We start from the raw sequence: 17,139 nt of genomic DNA, 5'->3' as shown, positions 1-17,139 counted from the left end.
AGCCGGTGAAGCCGCCGACCGCCGCCGAGGTGGCCGGTGCGCTGCGGCAGTCCGCCGAGAGCGCCGCGGGCCTGGCGGCCCAGCTGTCCGGCTACCGCGCCGGCCTGCTCGGTTCGATCGCCGCGGCCTGCACGGCCGCCTACCTGGTGGCACTCGCGCCGGAGGAGTCGTCGTGACCTCACCCGAACCGACCATGCCGACACGGCCGTCCGGCCCCGACACCGGCGCCCTCTACGACGCCGTCGCCACCGAGCACGCCGTCATCTACGGCTACGGCCTGGTGTCCGCGCACTCGACGCCGGAGCTCAACTCGCTGGTGTCCGCGTCGATGGCCGAACACCGTGAACGCCGCGAAGCCGCGATCGCCATGCTCGACGGCAGGTCGGTGGAGGCACCGCTGCCCGAGCCCGGCTACCAGCTGCCGTCGCCAGTCAACAGCCCGACCGACGCCGCCGAGCTGGCCGCGCAGATGGAGCGCGACTCCGCGACGGCGTGGCGGGCGGTGCTCGAGCAGGCCACCACCGCCGAGGACCGGACGTTCGCGGTGACGGCGTTGACGCAGTGCGCGGTCAGGATCGCCCGCTGGAACCGGGTGCTCGACGTCTCACCGGTGACCGTCGCGTTCCCCGGCGGCAACGAGTAGCAGGCGTCAGCCGGCGATCGCCCCTGATATCTCGGTGGCCGCCGCGTCGACGGCGATCTCGCGCGTCTCACCGGTGAACCGGTTGCGCAGCTCGACGGTGCCGTCTGCCCAGCCGCGGCCCACCACCACGATCCACGGCACACCGAGCAGCTCGGCGTCCTTGAACTTCACCCCGGGCGAGGCCTTGCGGTCGTCGAGCAGCAGGTCGACACCCAGCCGGTCGAGGTCGGCGGCCAGCTCCATCGCGCCTGCGCGGGCGGCCTCGTCCTTGTTCGCGATCACCAGGTGGGCGTCGAACGGCGACACCGACGACGGCCAGCGCAGACCGATCTCGTCGTGCTGCTGCTCGGCGATCACGGCGACCAGCCGGGACACGCCGATGCCGTAGGAGCCCATCGTCAGCCGCACCGGCTTGCCGTCCTCGCCGAGCACGTCGACGGTGAACGCCTCGGTGTACTTGCGGCCGAGCTGGAAGATGTGGCCGATCTCGATGCCGCGCGCGCTGACCAGCGGGCCCGCGCCGTCGGGCGACGGATCGCCGTCGCGGACGTCGGCGGCCTCGATGGTGCCGTCGGCGGTGAAGTCGCGTCCCGCCACCATGCCGACCACGTGCTTGTTCGGTGCGTCGGCGCCGGTGATCCAGGTCGTGCCGTCGACGATGCGCGGGTCGACCAGGAATCGGACACCGTTGTCCACCAGCGACTTCGGGCCGACGTAGCCCTTCACCAGGAACGGGTACCTGGCGAAGTCGGTGTCGTCGAGCAGCGCGTACTCGGCGGGTTCCAGCGCGGCGCCGAGGCGCTTCTCGTCGATGTCGCGGTCACCGGGCACGCCGATCGCGAGCAGTTCCCACTCCCCGCCGGGTTCGCGGACCTTGAGCAGCACGTTCTTCAGCGTGTCCGCGGCGGTGACAGTGCGGCCCGCGAAGCCGGGCAGGTCGGCGCTGTCGGCCCAGTCGACGAGCGTGGCGATGGTCGGGGCGTCGGGGGTGTCGTACACCGTCGCCTCGGGCAGTCCGTCGATCGGCAGCGATTCCGGCACCCGGGTGATCACCGCCTCCACATTGGCGGCGTATCCGGACTCCAGGCAGCGGACGAAGGTGTCCTCGCCGATCTCACTCTCGGCGAGGAACTCCTCGGAGGCGCTGCCGCCCATCGCACCCGAGACCGCCGACACGATGACGTACTCGACACCGAGTCGGGCGAAGATCCGCTGATAGGCCTCGCGGTGCGCGTGATACGCCTTCTTCAGGCCGTCGTCGTCGACGTCGAAGCTGTAGGAGTCCTTCATCACGAACTCGCGCCCGCGCAGGATGCCCGCCCGCGGCCTGGCCTCGTCGCGGTACTTGTTCTGGATCTGGTAGAGCCGCAGCGGGAAGTCCTTGTAGGAGCTGTACTCCCCCTTCACGGTCAGCGCGAAGAGCTCCTCGTGGGTGGGCCCGAGCATGTAGTCGTTGCGGCGGCGGTCCTTGAGCCGGAACACGCTGTCGCCGTACTCGGTCCACCGGTTCGTCGTCTCGTACGGTGCGCGGGGCACCAGCGCGGGGAGCAGGATTTCCTGCCCGCCGATGTGCGCCATCTCCTCGCGGATGATGCCCTCGATCTTGCGCAGCACCCGCAGGCCGAGCGGCAGCCAGCTGTACAGCCCGGGGCCCACCGGCCGGACGTAGCCGGCGCGGATGAGCAGCTTGTGGCTGGGCACCTCGGCGTCGGCCGGGTCGTCGCGGAGGGTGCGCAGGAACAGCTCGGACATACGGGTGATCACGAGCGCCCACCTTAGCTTGAGGTCTCAGAGCTCTCCGGCGTCGAACGCCTCGCGGGTGTGCTGGGCCACCGCGATCTGACGTGCCGTGAAACCGATGAACAGGGCCGCCGCCCCGACCAGGATCGCAATGGCCGCCACCCACAGCAGGGCATAGGTGTAGCCCTGTCCGAGCGCGTCGAGCTGCGCGTCGGTCATGTCCGTCACCGGGCCGGTGGTGCCGCCCAGGTAGAGCGTGCGTGAGGTCTGCACCGCCTGGATCGCCACCAGCATCAGCGGCCCGCCGAGGTTGAACACCATCAGCGTGATCGACGAGACCGGTCCGATCTCGCGCGGGCCCACCTCGGCGATGGCGCACAGCGGCAGCACCACCGAGATCACCCCGATGCCGAAGCCGGCGAACAGGATCGGCGCGAACAGGTCAGGGAAGTAGGCGACAGTGCGCGTCAGGGTGGAGCCGAACAGCATGGCGCCCAGCACGAAGACACCGGCGCCGATCACCACCCAGCGCGGCGCGATCCTCGGCGCCAGCCGGGTGGCGACCACGACGCCGACGCCGAAGCCGACGGCGAAGGGCAGGAACCCGATGCCCGCCTGCAACGCCGAGTAACCCATCACGTCCTGGATGTAGAGGCCCATCATCACCGAGATGGTCAGCATCACGCCGCCGGCGAGGAAGTACGCGGCGAGCGTCGCCACCCGGTTGCGGTCGTCGAACACCGAGAACGGGACGATCGGGTGCGCGGCCCGGCGCTCGACGAGCAGGAACGAGACGAAGAAGACGGCCGCGGCGGCGCCCGCGGTGAAGACGAACGGGTCGATCCAGCCGCGCGGCGGGCCCTGGGTGAAGACGAGCACCGCGGCCGTGCAGCCGAGCGTGGCCAGCAGCGCCCCCACCACGTCGAGCTTGAGCCGCTCGTGGTGGGTCTCGGTGATCCGGTAGACCGCGACCGCGATCACGGCGATGCCGATCGGCACGTTGATCAGGAACGCCAGCCGCCACGACACGACGGTGAAGGCGCCGCCCAGGATCAGGCCGAGCACCGATCCGGCGGCCTGCATCGCCGCCGAGACCGCCAGCGCCCGGTTGCGGGGAGCGCCGATCGCGTAGGTGGTGGCGATCAGCGCCAGCCCGGTCGGCGCCGCCACCGCCGCCCCGGTGCCCTGCACGGCGCGGGCGATCACCAGCGTGGTGCCGTCGGTGGCCAGGCCGCAGACCAGCGACGCGAGGGTGAACACGCCGACGCCGGACAGGAACGCCCGCTTGTGCCCGATCGCGTCGCCGATCCGGCCGCCGAGCAGCAGCAGCCCGCCGAAGGCGAGCACGTAGGCGGTGACGACCCAGCTCTTGGCGGCGTCGGACATGTCGAGGTCGGACTGGATGCGCGGCAGCGCGACGATCACGATCGTGCCGTCGAGCGTCGACATCAGCTGCATGCCGGTGATCGCGACGATCGCGACGCCGAGCACCGAGGAGGTCAGCGGCTGCGACCCGGAGGACCCCTGCGCCGACATGGCTCACGACCCTACCGTGGTGATTTCGGCGCGCCTGCCGACGCGGTGCGGCGGTGACCGCGCCGAAATTCCTCAGTAGTCGGCGGTGGCGGCGTTCTCGCGCTGGGCGGTGACGTCGTCCAGCCGGGCCCGCAGCGCCCCGGTGATCAGCGTCCAGGCGTCGGAACCGAGCACCAGGCGGCGGGGCGGATCGCCGGAGTCGGCGGCGCGGATGATCGCCGCGACCGTGCGCTCGGGGTCGTCGGTCATCTCCTCGACGGTGGTGGCAGGCGTGTCGGCGGGGCCGCCGCGGTAGGGCTCACTGAGCGGAACACGTGCCGCCGCATCGAAGAAGCCGGTGCGCACCACACCCGGTGCGATCAGCGTGGTGCGGATGCCGAAGGGCTCGACCTCGGCTGCGAGGGCGTCGAAGAAGCCCTCGATGCCCCACTTGGTGACGTGGTACAGCGAGAAGGCCGGAAACGTCATGTGCCCGCCCATGCTGGACATCTGCATCAGCAAGCCGCCGCCCTGGGCGCGCAGGTGCGGCAGCACTGCGCGGGCGAGCTGGATGGACGCGGTGAGGTTGGTGGCGATCATCTGGTCGATCTGCTCGTCGGTGAGGTCCTCCGCGACGCCGAACACCCCGTATCCCGCGTTGGACACGACGACGTCGATGCGGCCGTGTGCGGCGAACGCCTCCGCGACGACCGCGCGCACAGCCCCGGTGTCGGTGACGTCGAGCGCGCGCCGCCACAGCCGGTCGCCGTGCCGGGCCGCCAGATCGTCGAGCTGTTCCGGTCGCCGCAGCGTCGCGGCGACGGTGTCACCGCGTTCGAGCAGCTGCTCGACGAGTTCGCGGCCCATGCCGCGGGACGCACCCGTGATGAACCAGGTCCTGGTCATGTCGAACTTCCCTTCTTTCGCGCTTCTGCCCGAGTCAACCGCCCCGAGCCGGCCGGTGCATCCATCCGGGAGATGAGCATTCCGAAGGGAACCCATACATGACACGCATGCCTAGGGTGGGGTGGTGACCGAGATGACGCTCGAGGGGCTGCGGGTGTGCCGCGAGATCGCACTGCTGGGGTCCTTCACCGCCGCCGCCCGTTCCCTGGGGTACTCGCAGCCCGCGGTCTCGCGGCAGGTCGCGGCGATGGAGGACGCCGCAGGCTACCGCCTGTTCGCCCGTGAGGTGCGCGGGGTGAGCCTCACGCCGGCAGGCGCGGTGGTGGTGGAGCACGCGGCCCGCGTCCTCGGCGCCACGGCGGCGCTCCGGCACGAATTGGATGGCCTCGGCGACCGGCTCGCTGGACGGGTCGCCGTCGGCGCGTTTCCCGCGGCGATGGCCGTGCTGGTGCCGCGGGCCGTGGCACGCCTGGCGGTCGAGCACCCGGGGCTGAGTGTGAGCCTGCGCGAGGCCGCCACCCCGGCGCTGCTGCGCGAGCTGCGCGCGGGCCGGCTGGGTGTCGCCGTCATCGGCGCGGGCGCGGGTCTGCCCGACTACGACGTCGACGGCCTCGCCGCGCGCCGCATCTACGCCGGGGACCTGTGCGTGGCCGTACCGGTCGGGCACCGGCTGGCGGCCGCAGGCCCGGTGGCGGTCCGCGAACTCGCCGATGAGGCGTGGATCGCGGGCACGGGCTCGGCGGGAGACCCGCAGTTCACCGCGTGGCCGACGCTGTCCGATCCGGTGATCCGGCACCGGGTGGCCGGCTGGCCGGCACGGCTCGGACTGGTGGCCGCCGGCCTCGGGATCTGCCTGATGCCGGAACTGGCGGCGAAGTCGGTGCCCGACGGTGTCACCACCGTGGCGGTCGACGACCCGAACTGGCTGGGCCGCAGCACGATGGCGCTCACCGCGGTGGACGCCGGTGACGAGGCCGGCGCGGTGGTCGCCGCGCTGCGCTCGGTCGCCGCGGAGATCTCGAGCTAGAGCTCTCCGGCGTCGATCGCGTCCTTGACCTCCTGGGCGTGCGCGACCTGCTGGCTGGTGTAGCCGATGAGCAGGGCGGCGCCGCCGACCAGGACCGCGACGGCGGCCACCCACAGCAGGCCGTAGGTGTATCCGGCGTCGAGGGCGGCGAGCTGGGTGGTGTCCATGTTCTTCACCGGCCCCGTCGTGCCACCCAGGTACAGCGTGCGGGAGGTGATGACGGCCTGGATGATCGCGAGCACGATCGGCCCGCCGAGGTTCTGCATCATCAGCGTGATCGCCGAGACGGGACCGATCTGGTCGAACCCGACACCGGCGATGGCCGACAGCATCAGCGCGACGAAGATGATCCCGATCCCGATGCCGCCCACCACGAGCGGGATGACGAGGTTCGGGAAGTACGGGATGCCGCTGTTGAGCGTCGAGCCGTAGACCATCGCGCCGAGCACCAGGACGCCACCGGCGATCACCAGGATCCGCGGCGGGAAGATCGACACCAGCTGAGAGGACAGCGCCAGCCCGATGCCCATCGCGATGGCGAACGGGATGAACCCGATACCGGCCCGCAGCGGGCTGTAGCCGAGGATGTCCTGCACGTAGAGGCCGATGAGCACCGACAGGGTGAACATCACGCCGCCGGCCAGGAAGACCGCCCCGAACGTGGCGAGCCTGTTGCGGTCCTTGAACAGTTCGAACGGAACCACCGGGTTCTCGGCGGTGCGCTCGACGATGATGAACGCGACGAGGCAGATCAGCGCGGCGATGCCCGAGCCGATGGTGATCGGTGAGACCCAGCCCTGTTCCGGACCCATGGAGAAGGCGAGCACCGCGGCCGTGCAGCCCAGGGTCGCCAGGAGCGCCCCGGTGGCGTCGAGCTTGAGCCGCTCCTTGTGGGTCTCCCGCAGCGCCGTGTGGGCGAGGTAGACGATCAGCAGCCCGATCGGGACGTTGACCAGGAAGGCCAGCCGCCAGGACACCTCGGTCAGCGCGCCGCCGACGACCAGTCCCATGACCGAACCGACACCGGTCATCGCGGCGAACACCGCCGTGGCGGCGTTGCGGGCCGGGCCCTTCGCGAACGTCGTCGCGACGAGGGCCAGTGCGGTGGGCGAGGCGATGGCGGCGCCGACGCCCTGCAGCAACCGCGCGATCACCAGCGTGGCCTCGTCCCAGGCGATGCCGCACAGCACCGAGGCGATGGTGAACAGCGCGACGCCCACGATGAACGTCCGCTTGCGGCCGATGGAGTCGCCGAGGCGCCCGCCCAGCAGCATCAGTCCGCCGAAGGTGAGCACGTAGGCCGTGATGACCCAGCTGCGCCCGGCGTCGGACAGGTTCAGTGAGTCCTGGATCTTGGGGAGCGCGACGATGGCGATGGTGCCGTCCATCGTGGCCATGAGCTGCATACCGGCGATGGCGATCACCGCGGCGAAGAACCGCCGCGACGGAACCCAGGCCGGAGCCTTGGCGGTGCGTGCCTTGGCCGACTTGTTGCTCGACGGCACAGCCCGCCCGGAACCCCCGGCGGCATCGCTGAACATGGCTGCGCGCTCTGCGTCATTGAGAGCCGTCATAACGGGTTACCTTACAGTAATCTTAAGAACCCTTTAACCGCCGAAGGCCGCGACGGGCCCGATCACGATGATCGCGGGAGGTCGGATGCCCTCTTCGCGGATCCGCTGCGGCGCGTCGGCGAGTGTCGCCCGCAAACTCCGCTGCGCCGACGTGGTTCCGTGCTGGACCACGAGCACAGGGGTATCCGCAGGTCGGCCGCCGTCCAGCAGGGCCTTGGCGAACAGTTCGATGCGTTCCACCGCCATCAGCAACACGATGGTGCCCGAGAGCGCGGCGAGCGCATCCCAATTCACTAACGATTCGGGATGGTCCGGCGCGACATGCCCGCTGACCACCACGAATTCGTGCGTGACGTGGCGATGGGTGACCGGGACGCCGGCCAGCGCCGGAACACCTATGGCACTGGTCACACCGGGCACCACGGTCACCGGAATCCCCGCCTCGGCGCACGCGAGCACCTCCTCGTAGCCGCGTGCGAACACGAACGGGTCGCCGCCCTTGAGCCGCACCACGAACTTGCCCGCACGCGCCCGGTCGACGAGCACCTCGTTGATCGCGTCCTGCGCCATCGCCCTGCCGTAGGGGATCTTGGCGGCGTCGATCACCTCGACATGCGGCGCGAGTTCGGCGAGCAGTTCCGGCGGCGCCAGCCGGTCGGCGACCACCACGTCGGCCTGGGAGAGCAGCCGCCGCCCGCGCACGGTGATCAGCTCCGGGTCGCCGGGCCCGCCGCCGACCAGCGCGACGCCGGCCCGCATCGTCTCGGAGGTGTCCGCGGCGATGAGGCCCTGCTGCAGCGCCTCGTGGATCGCCGAACGGATCGCGGCCGAGCGGCGGTGCTCACCGGAGGCCAGCACCCCGACCGCCAGGCCCTCGTATTCGAAGGACGCCGGGGTCACCGCCGTCCCGTCCCTGGCCACGTCGGCGCGCACGCAGAAGATGCGCCTGCGCTCGGCCTCGGCGACGACCGCGGCGTTGACGTCGGGATCGTCGGTCGCGGCGATGGCATACCAGGCGCCGTCGAGGTCACCGTCGCGGAAGTCACGCAGCTGCAGTGTGATCCCCGTCATGGCCTCGACGGCCGGGGTGGCGGCGCGGGCGATGACGTGCACGTCGGCCTCGTTGGCGATGAGCAGCGGCAGCCGGCGCTGCGCGACGGTTCCGCCTCCGACCACGACGACCTTCTTGCCGGCCAGCCGCAGTCCTACCAGGTAGGCGTTCTCGGTCACCCGGCGAGCTTAGAGCCGCGCCGCGGCGGCCACGAAACGGGTGACCGCCGCAGGCACCGAGGCCGGATGGGTGTGCAGGTACGACGCGTGCACGTTGCGGTCGAGAGCGCCGTCCTGCGGCGCGCAGGCCCGATCTCCGGAGAATCTCCACGCCGGGCCGTAGTCGCCGGTGAACTTCGTTGCGGTGCGGTGGAATTCGTGGCCGGTCACGGTGTCGCCGACCTGGTACATCACCGACTCGCCGGTCGCCAGCGCGCTGCGGTAACCGAGCGTGAGCCGCGGGGTGAACTCCGCCGAACCCGACAGCACGCCGCACATCGGGTGGCCGTCGAGTTCGTCCACCAGGTACGTCAGCCCACCGCATTCGGCGTGCACCGGCGCACCGGCCGCGGCCAGCGTCCTGATCTGTTGACGCAGAATGTCATTGGCGGACAGTTCGGCTGCGTGCTGCTCGGGGAAGCCGCCCGGCAGCACCAGTGCGGCGGTCCGCGACGGCAGCGGATCGGTCAGCGGGTCGAAGTCGACCACCTCGGCGCCCGCGGCGCGCAGCATCTCGGCGTGCTCGGTGTAGCGGAAGTTGAACGCGTTGCCCGCCGCGACGGCCACCGTGACGCCGTTGCCCACCGGTTCTGCGGTGGCGGGGTTCCACGGCGGGTCATCGACGCGGCTGGTCGCGACCGCGGTGATGCCCGCCAGGTCCAGGTGGCGGCCCACCACCTCGGTCATCGCCTCCACCGCCTCGCGGGCCTGCGCACCGTGCTCGCCGGCGGTCACCAGACCGAGGTGGCGTGACGGCACGGCGAGTGCTTCGGTGCGCGGGATCGCCCCGAACACCGGCAGCCCGACGTACTCGCAGGCCTGCCGCAGCACCTGTTCGTGTCGCGGTGAACCGACGCGGTTGAGGATCACCCCGGCGATCCGCACGGCCGGGTCGAAGCCGACGAAGCCGTGCAGCAGGGCGGCCACGCTGTGGCTCTGACCGCGGGCGTCGATCACCAGCACCACGGGCGCGCCGAGCAGCGCGGCCACCTGTGCGGTGGAACCACGGGCGGGCCCGGTGATCGGCTCGTCGCTGATCCGCCCGTCGAACAGCCCCATCACACCTTCGACGACGGCGAGGTCGGCGCCGTCGCTGCCGTGCCGGTAGAGCGGCCCGATCAGCGACTCGCCGACCAGCACGGGGTCGAGGTTGCGGCCGGGCCTGTCCGCGGCCAGCGCGTGATAGCCCGGGTCGATGAAATCCGGGCCCACCTTGAACGGCGCGACCGACCGGCCCGCCAGGCGCAGCGCGCCCATCAGACCGGTTGCCACGGTGGTCTTCCCGCTGCCCGAGGCAGGGGCGGCGATGACCAGGGCGGGCACGCTCACCACTCGATCCCCTTCTGGCCCTTACGGCCCACATCCATCGGGTGCTTGACCTTCGTCATCTCGGTCACCAGGTCGGCGGCGTCGAGCAGCGCCTGCGGTGCGTCGCGGCCGGTGATCACCACATGCTGGTTGCCGGGCCGGTCCCCCAGGGTGGCGACGACCTCGTCGACGTCGACCCATCCCCACTTCAGTGGATAGGTGAACTCGTCGAGCACGTAGAAGTCGTGCCGCTGCTCGGCCAGCCGGCGGGCGATCTCGGCCCACCCGTCAGCTGCGGCCGCCGCATGGTCGTCGGCACTGCCGGACTTGCGCGACCACGACCACCCGGAGCCCATCTTGTGCCATTCGACGGGCCCGCCGACGCCGTCGCGCTCGTGCAGGCGGCCGAGTTCGCGGAACGCCGCCTCCTCGCCCACCTTCCACTTCGCGCTCTTGACGAACTGGAACACCGCGATGTCGAACCCCTGGTTCCACGCCCGCAGCGCCATCCCGAACGCCGCGGTCGACTTCCCCTTGCCCGGACCGGTGTGCACGGCCAGCAGCGGTGCGTTGCGGCGGGCGCGGGTGCTCAACCCGTCGGCGGGAACGGTCAGCGGGCGGCCCTGGGGCATGGCGGTCCTCCTCGGTGGTTCAGGCCGCGGTGCGGTCAGCCCGGCTGACCACCCGGGTCAGCTCGTCGGCGTGCAGATGTGCCAGCCGCACCGCCGGGGCGCCCAGGTGGGCGGCGAGGTCAGCGGCCAGACCCAGTCGCACGAACGACGTCTCACAGTCCACCACGACCGCCGCGGCGCCCTCGGCGACCAGCCGTGCTGCGGCGGCCCGCGCCCTGCCGACGGGATCCGGCCCGCCGGTCGCCCGGCCGTCGGTGAGCACCACCACGAGCGCGCGCCGGGCCCGGTCGCGGGCCTTCTCCCGGACCACCACATCGCGGGCGGTCAGCAGTCCCTTGGCGAGCGGAGTGCGGCCGCCGGTGTCGAAGCGGGCCAGCCGCCTGCTCGCGATGTACACCGACGACGTCGGCGGCAGCAGCACCTGTGCCGCGTCGCCGCGGAACGTGATCACCGCCACCTTGTCCCGCCGCTGGTAGGCGTCGCGCAGCAGTGACAGCGTGGCGCCGCCGACCGCCGCCATCCGGTCGCGGGCCGCCATCGACCCCGACGCGTCCACCACGAAGATCACCAGGTTGCCCTCGCGGCCCACCCTGACCGCGCGCCGCACGTCGTCGGGCCCCGGCCGCGGACGTCCCGCCGCGCGTTGCGAGTTGGCGGCGGCCAGCAGGGTGCCGAAGATGTGCACACCGTGTCCCACGCCGGGGTCGCCGGTGGCCGACACGACGGTGCCGGTCCGGTTCCTTGCCCTCGAACGCCGGCCGGGCGCGCCCTCCCCCACCCCGGGCACGGTCAGCGCCTTGGTGCGGAACACCCCCGAGGGCGCCGCATTGGAGCGGGTCGGCGACGGCGAATCCTGTTGCTTGCCGGGCGCTTCCGCGGCCCCGTCGGACGAGGCCCCGCCACCCGGCGGATCGGGTTCGGGATCGTCTGGCCCGGAATCCGCGTCGGCGCTCTGCGCACCGGCCTCCTCCATCGCCTCGTCGAGGCGCTGCGGATCCAGCCCGGGGTCGTCGAACGGGTCGCGGCGGCGACGGTGCGGCAGCGCCAATTCGGCGGCCACCCGGATGTCCTCCTCGGCGACGGTGATCGCGTCGTCGGTTCCGGCCTCGGCGGCCCGCCAGGCGGCATGGGCGACGGCGGTGCGCGCCACCACCAGGTCGGCGCGCATGCCGTCGACGTCGAACGCCGCACACAGCGCGGCGATACGGCGTAACTCGCTGTCGGGCAACACCACCCGGCCGACCAGGGCGCGGGCGCCGGCGATGCGGCGGGCCAGTGCGGCGTCGGCCTCGGCGTAGTCGGAGGAGAAGCCTGCCGGATCGGCCTCGTAGGCCAGGCGGGCGCGGATCACGTCGGCGCGGACGTCGACGTCGCGGGAGGCCGCCACGTCGACGGTGAGCCCGAAACGGTCCAGCAGCTGCGGCCGCAGCTCCCCCTCCTCGGGGTTCATCGTCCCGATCAGGACGAAGCGGGCGTCGTGCGAATGCGAGATGCCGTCGCGCTCGATGTGCACCCGGCCCATCGCCGCGGCGTCGAGCAGCACGTCGACCAGGTGATCGTGCAGCAGGTTGACCTCGTCGACGTACAGCACGCCGCCGTGCGCGCGGGCCAGCAGACCCGGCGAGAACGCATGCTCGCCGTCGCGGAGCACCTTCTGCAGGTCAAGCGAGCCGACCACTCGGTCCTCGGTGGCCCCGATGGGCAGCTCGACGAGCCGCGCGTCGGCGTCGACGGCCGTGAGCACCCGGGCCAGGGCGCGCACCGCCGTCGACTTGGCGGTGCCCTTCTCCCCGCGGATCAGCACCCCGCCGATCTCCGGGCGCACCGCGCACAGCAGCAACGCCAGGCGCAGCCGGTCGTGTCCGACGAGTGCGCTGAAGGGGTAGCCGGGTTCGGCGGTCACTGCGCCGCCCCCGACGCGGCCCGCAGCATCGGCACGTGCGGGATCCCGTCGTCGAGGAATTCGTCGCCGTCGCGGACGAAGCCGTGGCCGCGGTACATCTCCTCGAGATAGGTCTGCGCGTCGATGCGGCAGGGGTGATCACCGACGTCGGCGAGGGCGGCCTGCATCAGCCGGTGGGTGTGGCCGTGGCCGCGCGCCTCGCGCTTGGTGCACACCCGGCCGATGCGGAAGCCCTTCTGCCCGCCGGGATGCTCCTCCATCAACCGCAGTGTCGAGATGACTTCTCCGTCAACACCTTCGAGCCAGAAGTGCCGGGTCTCGGCGAGCAGGTCGCGGCCGTCGAGCTCCGGGTAGGGGCATGCCTGTTCGACGACGAAGACCTCGACCCGCAACTTGAGCAGCTCGTAGAGCGTTGCTGCATCGAGGTCCTTCGCCCAGCTGCGCCGCAGCGCGACAGTCATCCGCCGACCACGTCAGGCAGTGGCCGCGGTGGGTGAATGCTCGGTGCCTGCAGTGTTTTCGTGGTCGACGGTGGCAGGCATCCCGCTTGCCGGCCGGTCCAGCTTGAGGACCTTGGTGCCGTGCGCCCACACCTCGTCGAACAGCTTCGGCTCGTTGGACAACTCGACGCCCAGCGACGGCACGATCTCCTTGAGCCTGGGCAGCCAGGTCTGGTAGCGGTCGCCGAAGCAGCGTTCCATCACGTCGAACATCGCGGGCACGGCCGTCGACGCACCGGGCGACGCGCCGAGCAGGCCGGCGATGCTGCCGTCTGCCGCCGCGAGCACGGTGGTGCCGAACTCCAGCACGCCGCCGCGGCCCTTGCGGCGGACCACCTGCACGCGCTGGCCTGCGATGTCCAGCTCCCAGTCGGAATCCTTTGCGCTGGGCGCGAATTCACGCAGCACATCGACGCGGTCGGCCTCGCTGAGCCGCAGCTGGCCGATCAGGTACTTGACCAGGCCCAGCTCGGTCACGCCGACGCCGAGCATGGATGCCAGGTTGTTCGGCCGCACCGAGAACGGCAGATCGGTGACCTTGCCCTGCTTGAGGAACTTCGGCGACCAGCCGGCGAACGGACCGAACAGCAGGTAGGACTTGCCGTTGATCACCCGGGTGTCCAGGTGCGGCACGGACATCGGCGGCGCGCCCAGCGGCGGCTGGCCGTAGACCTTGGCCTGGTGGCCTGCGGTCAGGCGCTGATTGCCACTGCGCAGCCACTGGCCACCCACCGGGAACCCGCCGAAACCCTTGGCCTCGGCGATGCCGGCGCGCTGCAGCAGCGGGAGCGCGCCGCCGCCCGCGCCGACGAAGACGAACTTGGCGTTGAGCTTGCGCTTGGCGCCGGTGCGCCGGTTGACCACCTTCAGGGTCCAGCTGCCGTCGGACTGCTTGTCCAGGTCGCGGACCTCGTGGCCGAAGTAGGTGGTCATGCCCTGCTTGGCGGCGAAGCCGATGAGCTGGCGCGACAGCGAACCGAAGTCCACGTCGGTGCCGTCCTGGGTCCAGTTCAGCGCCACCGGGTCGGAGAAGTCGCGCTGCTCGGACATCAGCGGCAGCCGGCGGGTGAACTCGTCGCGGTCGTCGATGAACTCCATCGTGGCGAACAGCGGGTTGGTGACCAGCGCGTCGTACCGCTTGCGCAGGTACTGCACGTTCTTGGCACCGCTGACGAAGCTGACGTGCGGGATCGGGTTGAGGAAGCTGCGCACGTCGGGAAGCACGCCATTCTCCACGGCGTAGGACCAGAACTGGCGCGACACCTGGAACTGCTCGTTGACGTGCACGGCCTTGGCGATGTCGATGGTGCCGTCGGGCAGCTCGGGGGTGTAGTTCAGTTCGCACAGCGCCGAGTGTCCGGTGCCCGCGTTGTTCCACGGGTCGCTGCTCTCCGCGGCGGCGCCGTCGAGCCGCTCGATCAGCGTGATCGACCAGTCGGGCTCCACCAGCCGGATCAGGGCGGCCAGCGTCGCGCTCATGATCCCCGCGCCCACCAGCACGACGTCGGTCTGGGTGGCTGCCTCTGACTTCGACACTCGGCCCTCACATGCTCACACGGTCCGTTCGAGACGGTTCAGCTCCCAGGTTATCCCGACACCGTTGCCCCAAACCGGCCCAGGGCTGTGCAACTCCTCACCCCCATGCCGGTGCGCGGGCTCTAAGGTGGCTGTCGTGACCGGCTGGGAGCCCGACGTTCTGCCCGGCTACTGGCAGCACACCGTGGAGCTGGGCGCCGACCCCGACGGGGAGGGCGAACTCTTCGCGACCGTGGTGCGTCGCGGCGACGCCCGCCCGGCCGCGCACGCGGTGCTGCTGGTGCACGGTTTCACCGACTACTTCTTCCACACCGAGCTGGCCGACCGGCTGGCTGCCCGCGGCTTCGCGTTCTACGCGCTCGACCTGCACAAATGCGGGCGCTCGTGGCAGCCGGGGCAGACCCCGCACTTCACCACCGACCTGAGCCGGTACGACGCCGAACTGGAGCGGGCGTGCGAGATCGTCGCGGCCGAGACCGGCGGCGCCGACGTCCTGGTGATGGCGCACTCGGCGGGCGGGCTGATCGTCCCGCTGTGGCTGGACCGGCTGCGGCGACGTGACCGCACCGCGCAGTGCCATGTCACCGGCCTGGTGCTCAACAGCCCTTGGCTCGATCTGCAGGGCCCGGCGATCCTGCGGTTCGCCGGCACCTCGGCGGCGATGTCGGCGGTGTCGCGGCTCCGCAAGCGCCAGGTGGTGCGCACCCCGGTGCCCGAGGGCGGCTACGGGGCCTCACTGCACCGCGACTACGCCGGCGAATTCGACTACAACCTGGACTGGAAACCGGTCGGCGGGTTCCCCGTCACCGTCGGCTGGCTCGCCGCCATCCGGCGCGGGCACGCCCGGTTGCACCGCGGACTGGACGTCGGCGTGCCCAATCTGATCCTTCGGTCCGACCACAGCGTGCGCGAGGTGCGCGACCCGGCGGGCCTCGACGCCATCCAGCGCGGTGACGCGGTGCTCGACGTCCGGCAGATCGCGAGGTGGGCGGGTTGCATCGGGAACCGCACGACCGTGGTGCCGGTGGCCGACGCCAAGCACGACGTGTTCCTCTCCCTGGCCGGGCCACGGACTGTGGCCTACCGTGAACTGGACCGCTGGCTGGATGGGTACCTGACGGACACACGTTCCGACACGCCGTCGGCACGATCCCGACAGGAGTGATGGGTATGGCGGACTTCGACATCGCGATCATCGGCACCGGATCGGGCAACTCCGTCCTCGATGACCGCTACCTCGGCAAGCGGGTGGCCATCGCGGAGAAGGGGCTGTTCGGCGGCACGTGCCTCAACGTCGGCTGCATCCCGACCAAGATGTTCGTCTACGCCGCGGGCGTCGCCCAGCAGATCCACGACTCGGCCCGCTTCGGCGTCGACGCCCACGTCGACGCGGTGCGCTGGACCGATATCGTCTCGCGGGTGTTCGGCCGCATCGACCCGCTCGCCAGCGGCGGGGAGCAGTACCGCCGGTCGTCGCCCGACGTGGAGGTGTTCGCCAGCCACGCCCGGTTCGCCCCGGCGGGTTCCGGTGCCGACGGCTACCGGCTGCGCACCGACGACGGCGACGAGTTCACCGCCGACCAGGTGGTGCTGGCCGCGGGTTCGCGGGCGACGGTGCCGCCGGCCATCCTGGACTGCGGCGTGGCCTATCACACCAGCGACAGCATCATGCGCATCTCGGAGCTGCCGGAGCACATCGTCATCGTCGGCGGCGGTTTCGTGGCCGCCGAGTTCGCGCACGTCTTCTCGTCGCTGGGTTCCCGGGTGACGATCGTGCTGCGCGGCACGACGATGCTCACCCACTGCGACGACACCATCTGCGAACGGTTCACCGACATCGCGGGCAAGAAGTGGGAGATCCGCAGCCGCCGCAACATCGTCAGTGGTAAGTCCGACGACTCCGGGGTCACGCTGCACCTCGACGACGGCTCGAATCTGCACGCCGACACCCTGCTCGTCGCCACCGGCCGCATCCCCAACGGCGATCAGCTCGACGCCCACCACGGCGGCGTGAAGGTCGAGGACGGGCTGGTGGTAGTCGACGACTTCCAGCGCACCACGGCGCGAAACGTCTACGCGCTGGGCGACATCAGCTCGCCGTATCAGCTCAAGCACGTCGCCAACCACGAGGCGCGGGTGGTCAAGCACAACCTGCTGCAGGACTGGGACGACACCGACAACCTGATGCCCGCCAACCACCGCAACGTGCCATCGGCGGTGTTCACCGAGCCGCAGATCGCGTCGGTCGGGCTGACCGAGAACGAGGCCCGCGCAGCGGGATACCGCATCCGGTCGAAGGTGCAGGACTACGGCGACGTCGCCTACGGCTGGGCGATGGAGGACTCGACCGGCTTCGCCAAGCTGATCGTCGACGACGACACCGGCTTGCTGCTCGGCGCGCACATCATGGGACACCAGGCGTCGTCAATCATCCAGCCGCTCATCCAGGCGATGGCATTCGACCTGCCCGCTCAGGACATGGCCCGCGGCCAGTACTGGATCCACCCGGCGCTGCCGGAGGTCGTCGAGAACGCCCTGCTGGCGCTGTGCGGCGAGCCACCGTGGCCGCCGCCCCGCCGGCACTGA

13 protein-coding genes and 1 pseudogene are annotated in these 17,139 nt (G+C 71.1%); 4 read left to right on the top strand and 10 right to left on the bottom strand.

What is annotated here, in order from left to right:
* Positions 1-172 precede the first annotated feature (172 nt).
* Entirely contained in the window at positions 173-643 is a 471-nt protein-coding gene (locus H7I41_RS23960; protein ID WP_264015115.1) for a ferritin-like domain-containing protein, read from the top strand.
* A gap of 6 nt (positions 644-649) precedes the next feature.
* Here the strand turns inward: H7I41_RS23960 and H7I41_RS23955 are convergent, their stop codons facing one another.
* From H7I41_RS23955 to H7I41_RS23945, 3 genes are all read right to left on the bottom strand, one after another.
* Positions 650-2,407, bottom strand: a complete 1,758-nt coding sequence (locus H7I41_RS23955; protein WP_264015114.1) for a proline--tRNA ligase — start codon at positions 2,405-2,407, stop codon at positions 650-652.
* A 24-nt stretch (positions 2,408-2,431) separates the two neighbouring features.
* Positions 2,432-3,919: an MFS transporter gene (locus tag H7I41_RS23950; protein ID WP_264015113.1), complete on the bottom strand. Its 1,488-nt coding sequence runs from the start codon at positions 3,917-3,919 to the stop codon at positions 2,432-2,434.
* A 72-nt stretch (positions 3,920-3,991) separates the two neighbouring features.
* Entirely contained in the window at positions 3,992-4,804 is an 813-nt protein-coding gene (locus tag H7I41_RS23945; protein WP_264015112.1) for an SDR family oxidoreductase, read from the bottom strand.
* A gap of 133 nt (positions 4,805-4,937) precedes the next feature.
* Between H7I41_RS23945 and H7I41_RS23940 the strand changes: the two genes are divergently transcribed.
* Positions 4,938-5,831 (top strand): LysR family transcriptional regulator, encoded by an 894-nt coding sequence (locus tag H7I41_RS23940; protein ID WP_264015119.1) that lies wholly within the window; start codon positions 4,938-4,940, stop codon positions 5,829-5,831.
* Here the strand turns inward: H7I41_RS23940 and H7I41_RS23935 are convergent.
* The 7 genes and pseudogenes from H7I41_RS23935 to mqo form a co-directional block, all read right to left on the bottom strand.
* The gene (locus H7I41_RS23935; RefSeq protein ID WP_264015111.1) at positions 5,828-7,405 is read right to left on the bottom strand and encodes an MFS transporter; all 1,578 of its coding nucleotides are present in this window, start codon (positions 7,403-7,405) and stop codon (positions 5,828-5,830) included. The genes H7I41_RS23940 and H7I41_RS23935 overlap by 4 nt on opposite strands.
* 33 nt (positions 7,406-7,438) lie before the next feature.
* Positions 7,439-8,635 carry a uroporphyrinogen-III C-methyltransferase gene (gene cobA / locus H7I41_RS23930; protein ID WP_264015110.1) on the bottom strand — a complete coding sequence of 399 codons (1,197 nt, stop codon included), beginning with the start codon at positions 8,633-8,635 and terminating at the stop codon, positions 7,439-7,441.
* Positions 8,632-10,003: pseudogene (locus H7I41_RS23925) on the bottom strand (cobyrinic acid a,c-diamide synthase CobB). Before H7I41_RS23925 ends, cobA begins: the two are co-directional and overlap by 4 nt.
* Positions 10,000-10,614 carry a cob(I)yrinic acid a,c-diamide adenosyltransferase gene (gene cobO / locus H7I41_RS23920; RefSeq protein ID WP_264015109.1) on the bottom strand — a complete coding sequence of 205 codons (615 nt, stop codon included), beginning with the start codon at positions 10,612-10,614 and terminating at the stop codon, positions 10,000-10,002. The pseudogene H7I41_RS23925 and the gene cobO overlap by 4 nt, the downstream one beginning before the upstream one ends.
* Before the next feature lie 19 nt (positions 10,615-10,633).
* Complete coding sequence (locus H7I41_RS23915; protein ID WP_264015108.1) at positions 10,634-12,517, bottom strand: VWA domain-containing protein; 1,884 nt, start codon at positions 12,515-12,517, stop codon at positions 10,634-10,636.
* Positions 12,514-12,978, bottom strand: a complete 465-nt coding sequence (locus H7I41_RS23910; RefSeq protein ID WP_264015107.1) for a GNAT family N-acetyltransferase — start codon at positions 12,976-12,978, stop codon at positions 12,514-12,516. The genes H7I41_RS23915 and H7I41_RS23910 overlap by 4 nt, the downstream gene beginning before the upstream one ends.
* Positions 12,979-12,990: 12 nt before the next feature.
* Positions 12,991-14,496 carry a malate dehydrogenase (quinone) gene (mqo, locus tag H7I41_RS23905; RefSeq protein WP_276009552.1) on the bottom strand — a complete coding sequence of 502 codons (1,506 nt, stop codon included), beginning with the start codon at positions 14,494-14,496 and terminating at the stop codon, positions 12,991-12,993.
* A gap of 193 nt (positions 14,497-14,689) precedes the next feature.
* Here mqo and H7I41_RS23900 point away from each other — a divergent pair, with 193 nt between their 5' ends.
* Positions 14,690-15,718, top strand: a complete 1,029-nt coding sequence (locus H7I41_RS23900; RefSeq protein ID WP_264015105.1) for an alpha/beta hydrolase — start codon at positions 14,690-14,692, stop codon at positions 15,716-15,718.
* Positions 15,719-15,723: 5 nt separating this feature from the next.
* Positions 15,724-17,139 carry a mycothione reductase gene (gene mtr / locus H7I41_RS23895; protein WP_264015104.1) on the top strand — a complete coding sequence of 472 codons (1,416 nt, stop codon included), beginning with the start codon at positions 15,724-15,726 and terminating at the stop codon, positions 17,137-17,139.

The organism is [Mycobacterium] manitobense, from assembly GCF_025821665.1.
GTDB lineage: Bacteria > Actinomycetota > Actinomycetes > Mycobacteriales > Mycobacteriaceae > Mycobacterium > Mycobacterium arseniciresistens.
The sequence above is the reverse complement of the archived record's forward strand: the minus strand, read 5'-3'. Positions and strand labels throughout refer to the sequence as shown.

What these genes read in the sequence shown, in the direction of transcription:
- mqo (WP_276009552.1), bottom strand. Translation starts at nt 14,496, where the DNA reads ATGAGCGCGACGCTGGCCGCCCTGATCCGGCTGGTGGAGCCCGACTGG.
- H7I41_RS23945 (WP_264015112.1), bottom strand. Translation starts at nt 4,804, where the DNA reads ATGACCAGGACCTGGTTCATCACGGGTGCGTCCCGCGGCATGGGCCGC.
- H7I41_RS23935 (WP_264015111.1), bottom strand. Translation starts at nt 7,405, where the DNA reads ATGACGGCTCTCAATGACGCAGAGCGCGCAGCCATGTTCAGCGATGCC.
- H7I41_RS23950 (WP_264015113.1), bottom strand. Translation starts at nt 3,919, where the DNA reads ATGTCGGCGCAGGGGTCCTCCGGGTCGCAGCCGCTGACCTCCTCGGTG.
- H7I41_RS23940 (WP_264015119.1), top strand. Translation starts at nt 4,938, where the DNA reads ATGACGCTCGAGGGGCTGCGGGTGTGCCGCGAGATCGCACTGCTGGGG.
- H7I41_RS23910 (WP_264015107.1), bottom strand. Translation starts at nt 12,978, where the DNA reads ATGACTGTCGCGCTGCGGCGCAGCTGGGCGAAGGACCTCGATGCAGCA.
- cobO (WP_264015109.1), bottom strand. Translation starts at nt 10,614, where the DNA reads ATGCCCCAGGGCCGCCCGCTGACCGTTCCCGCCGACGGGTTGAGCACC.
- mtr (WP_264015104.1), top strand. Translation starts at nt 15,724, where the DNA reads ATGGCGGACTTCGACATCGCGATCATCGGCACCGGATCGGGCAACTCC.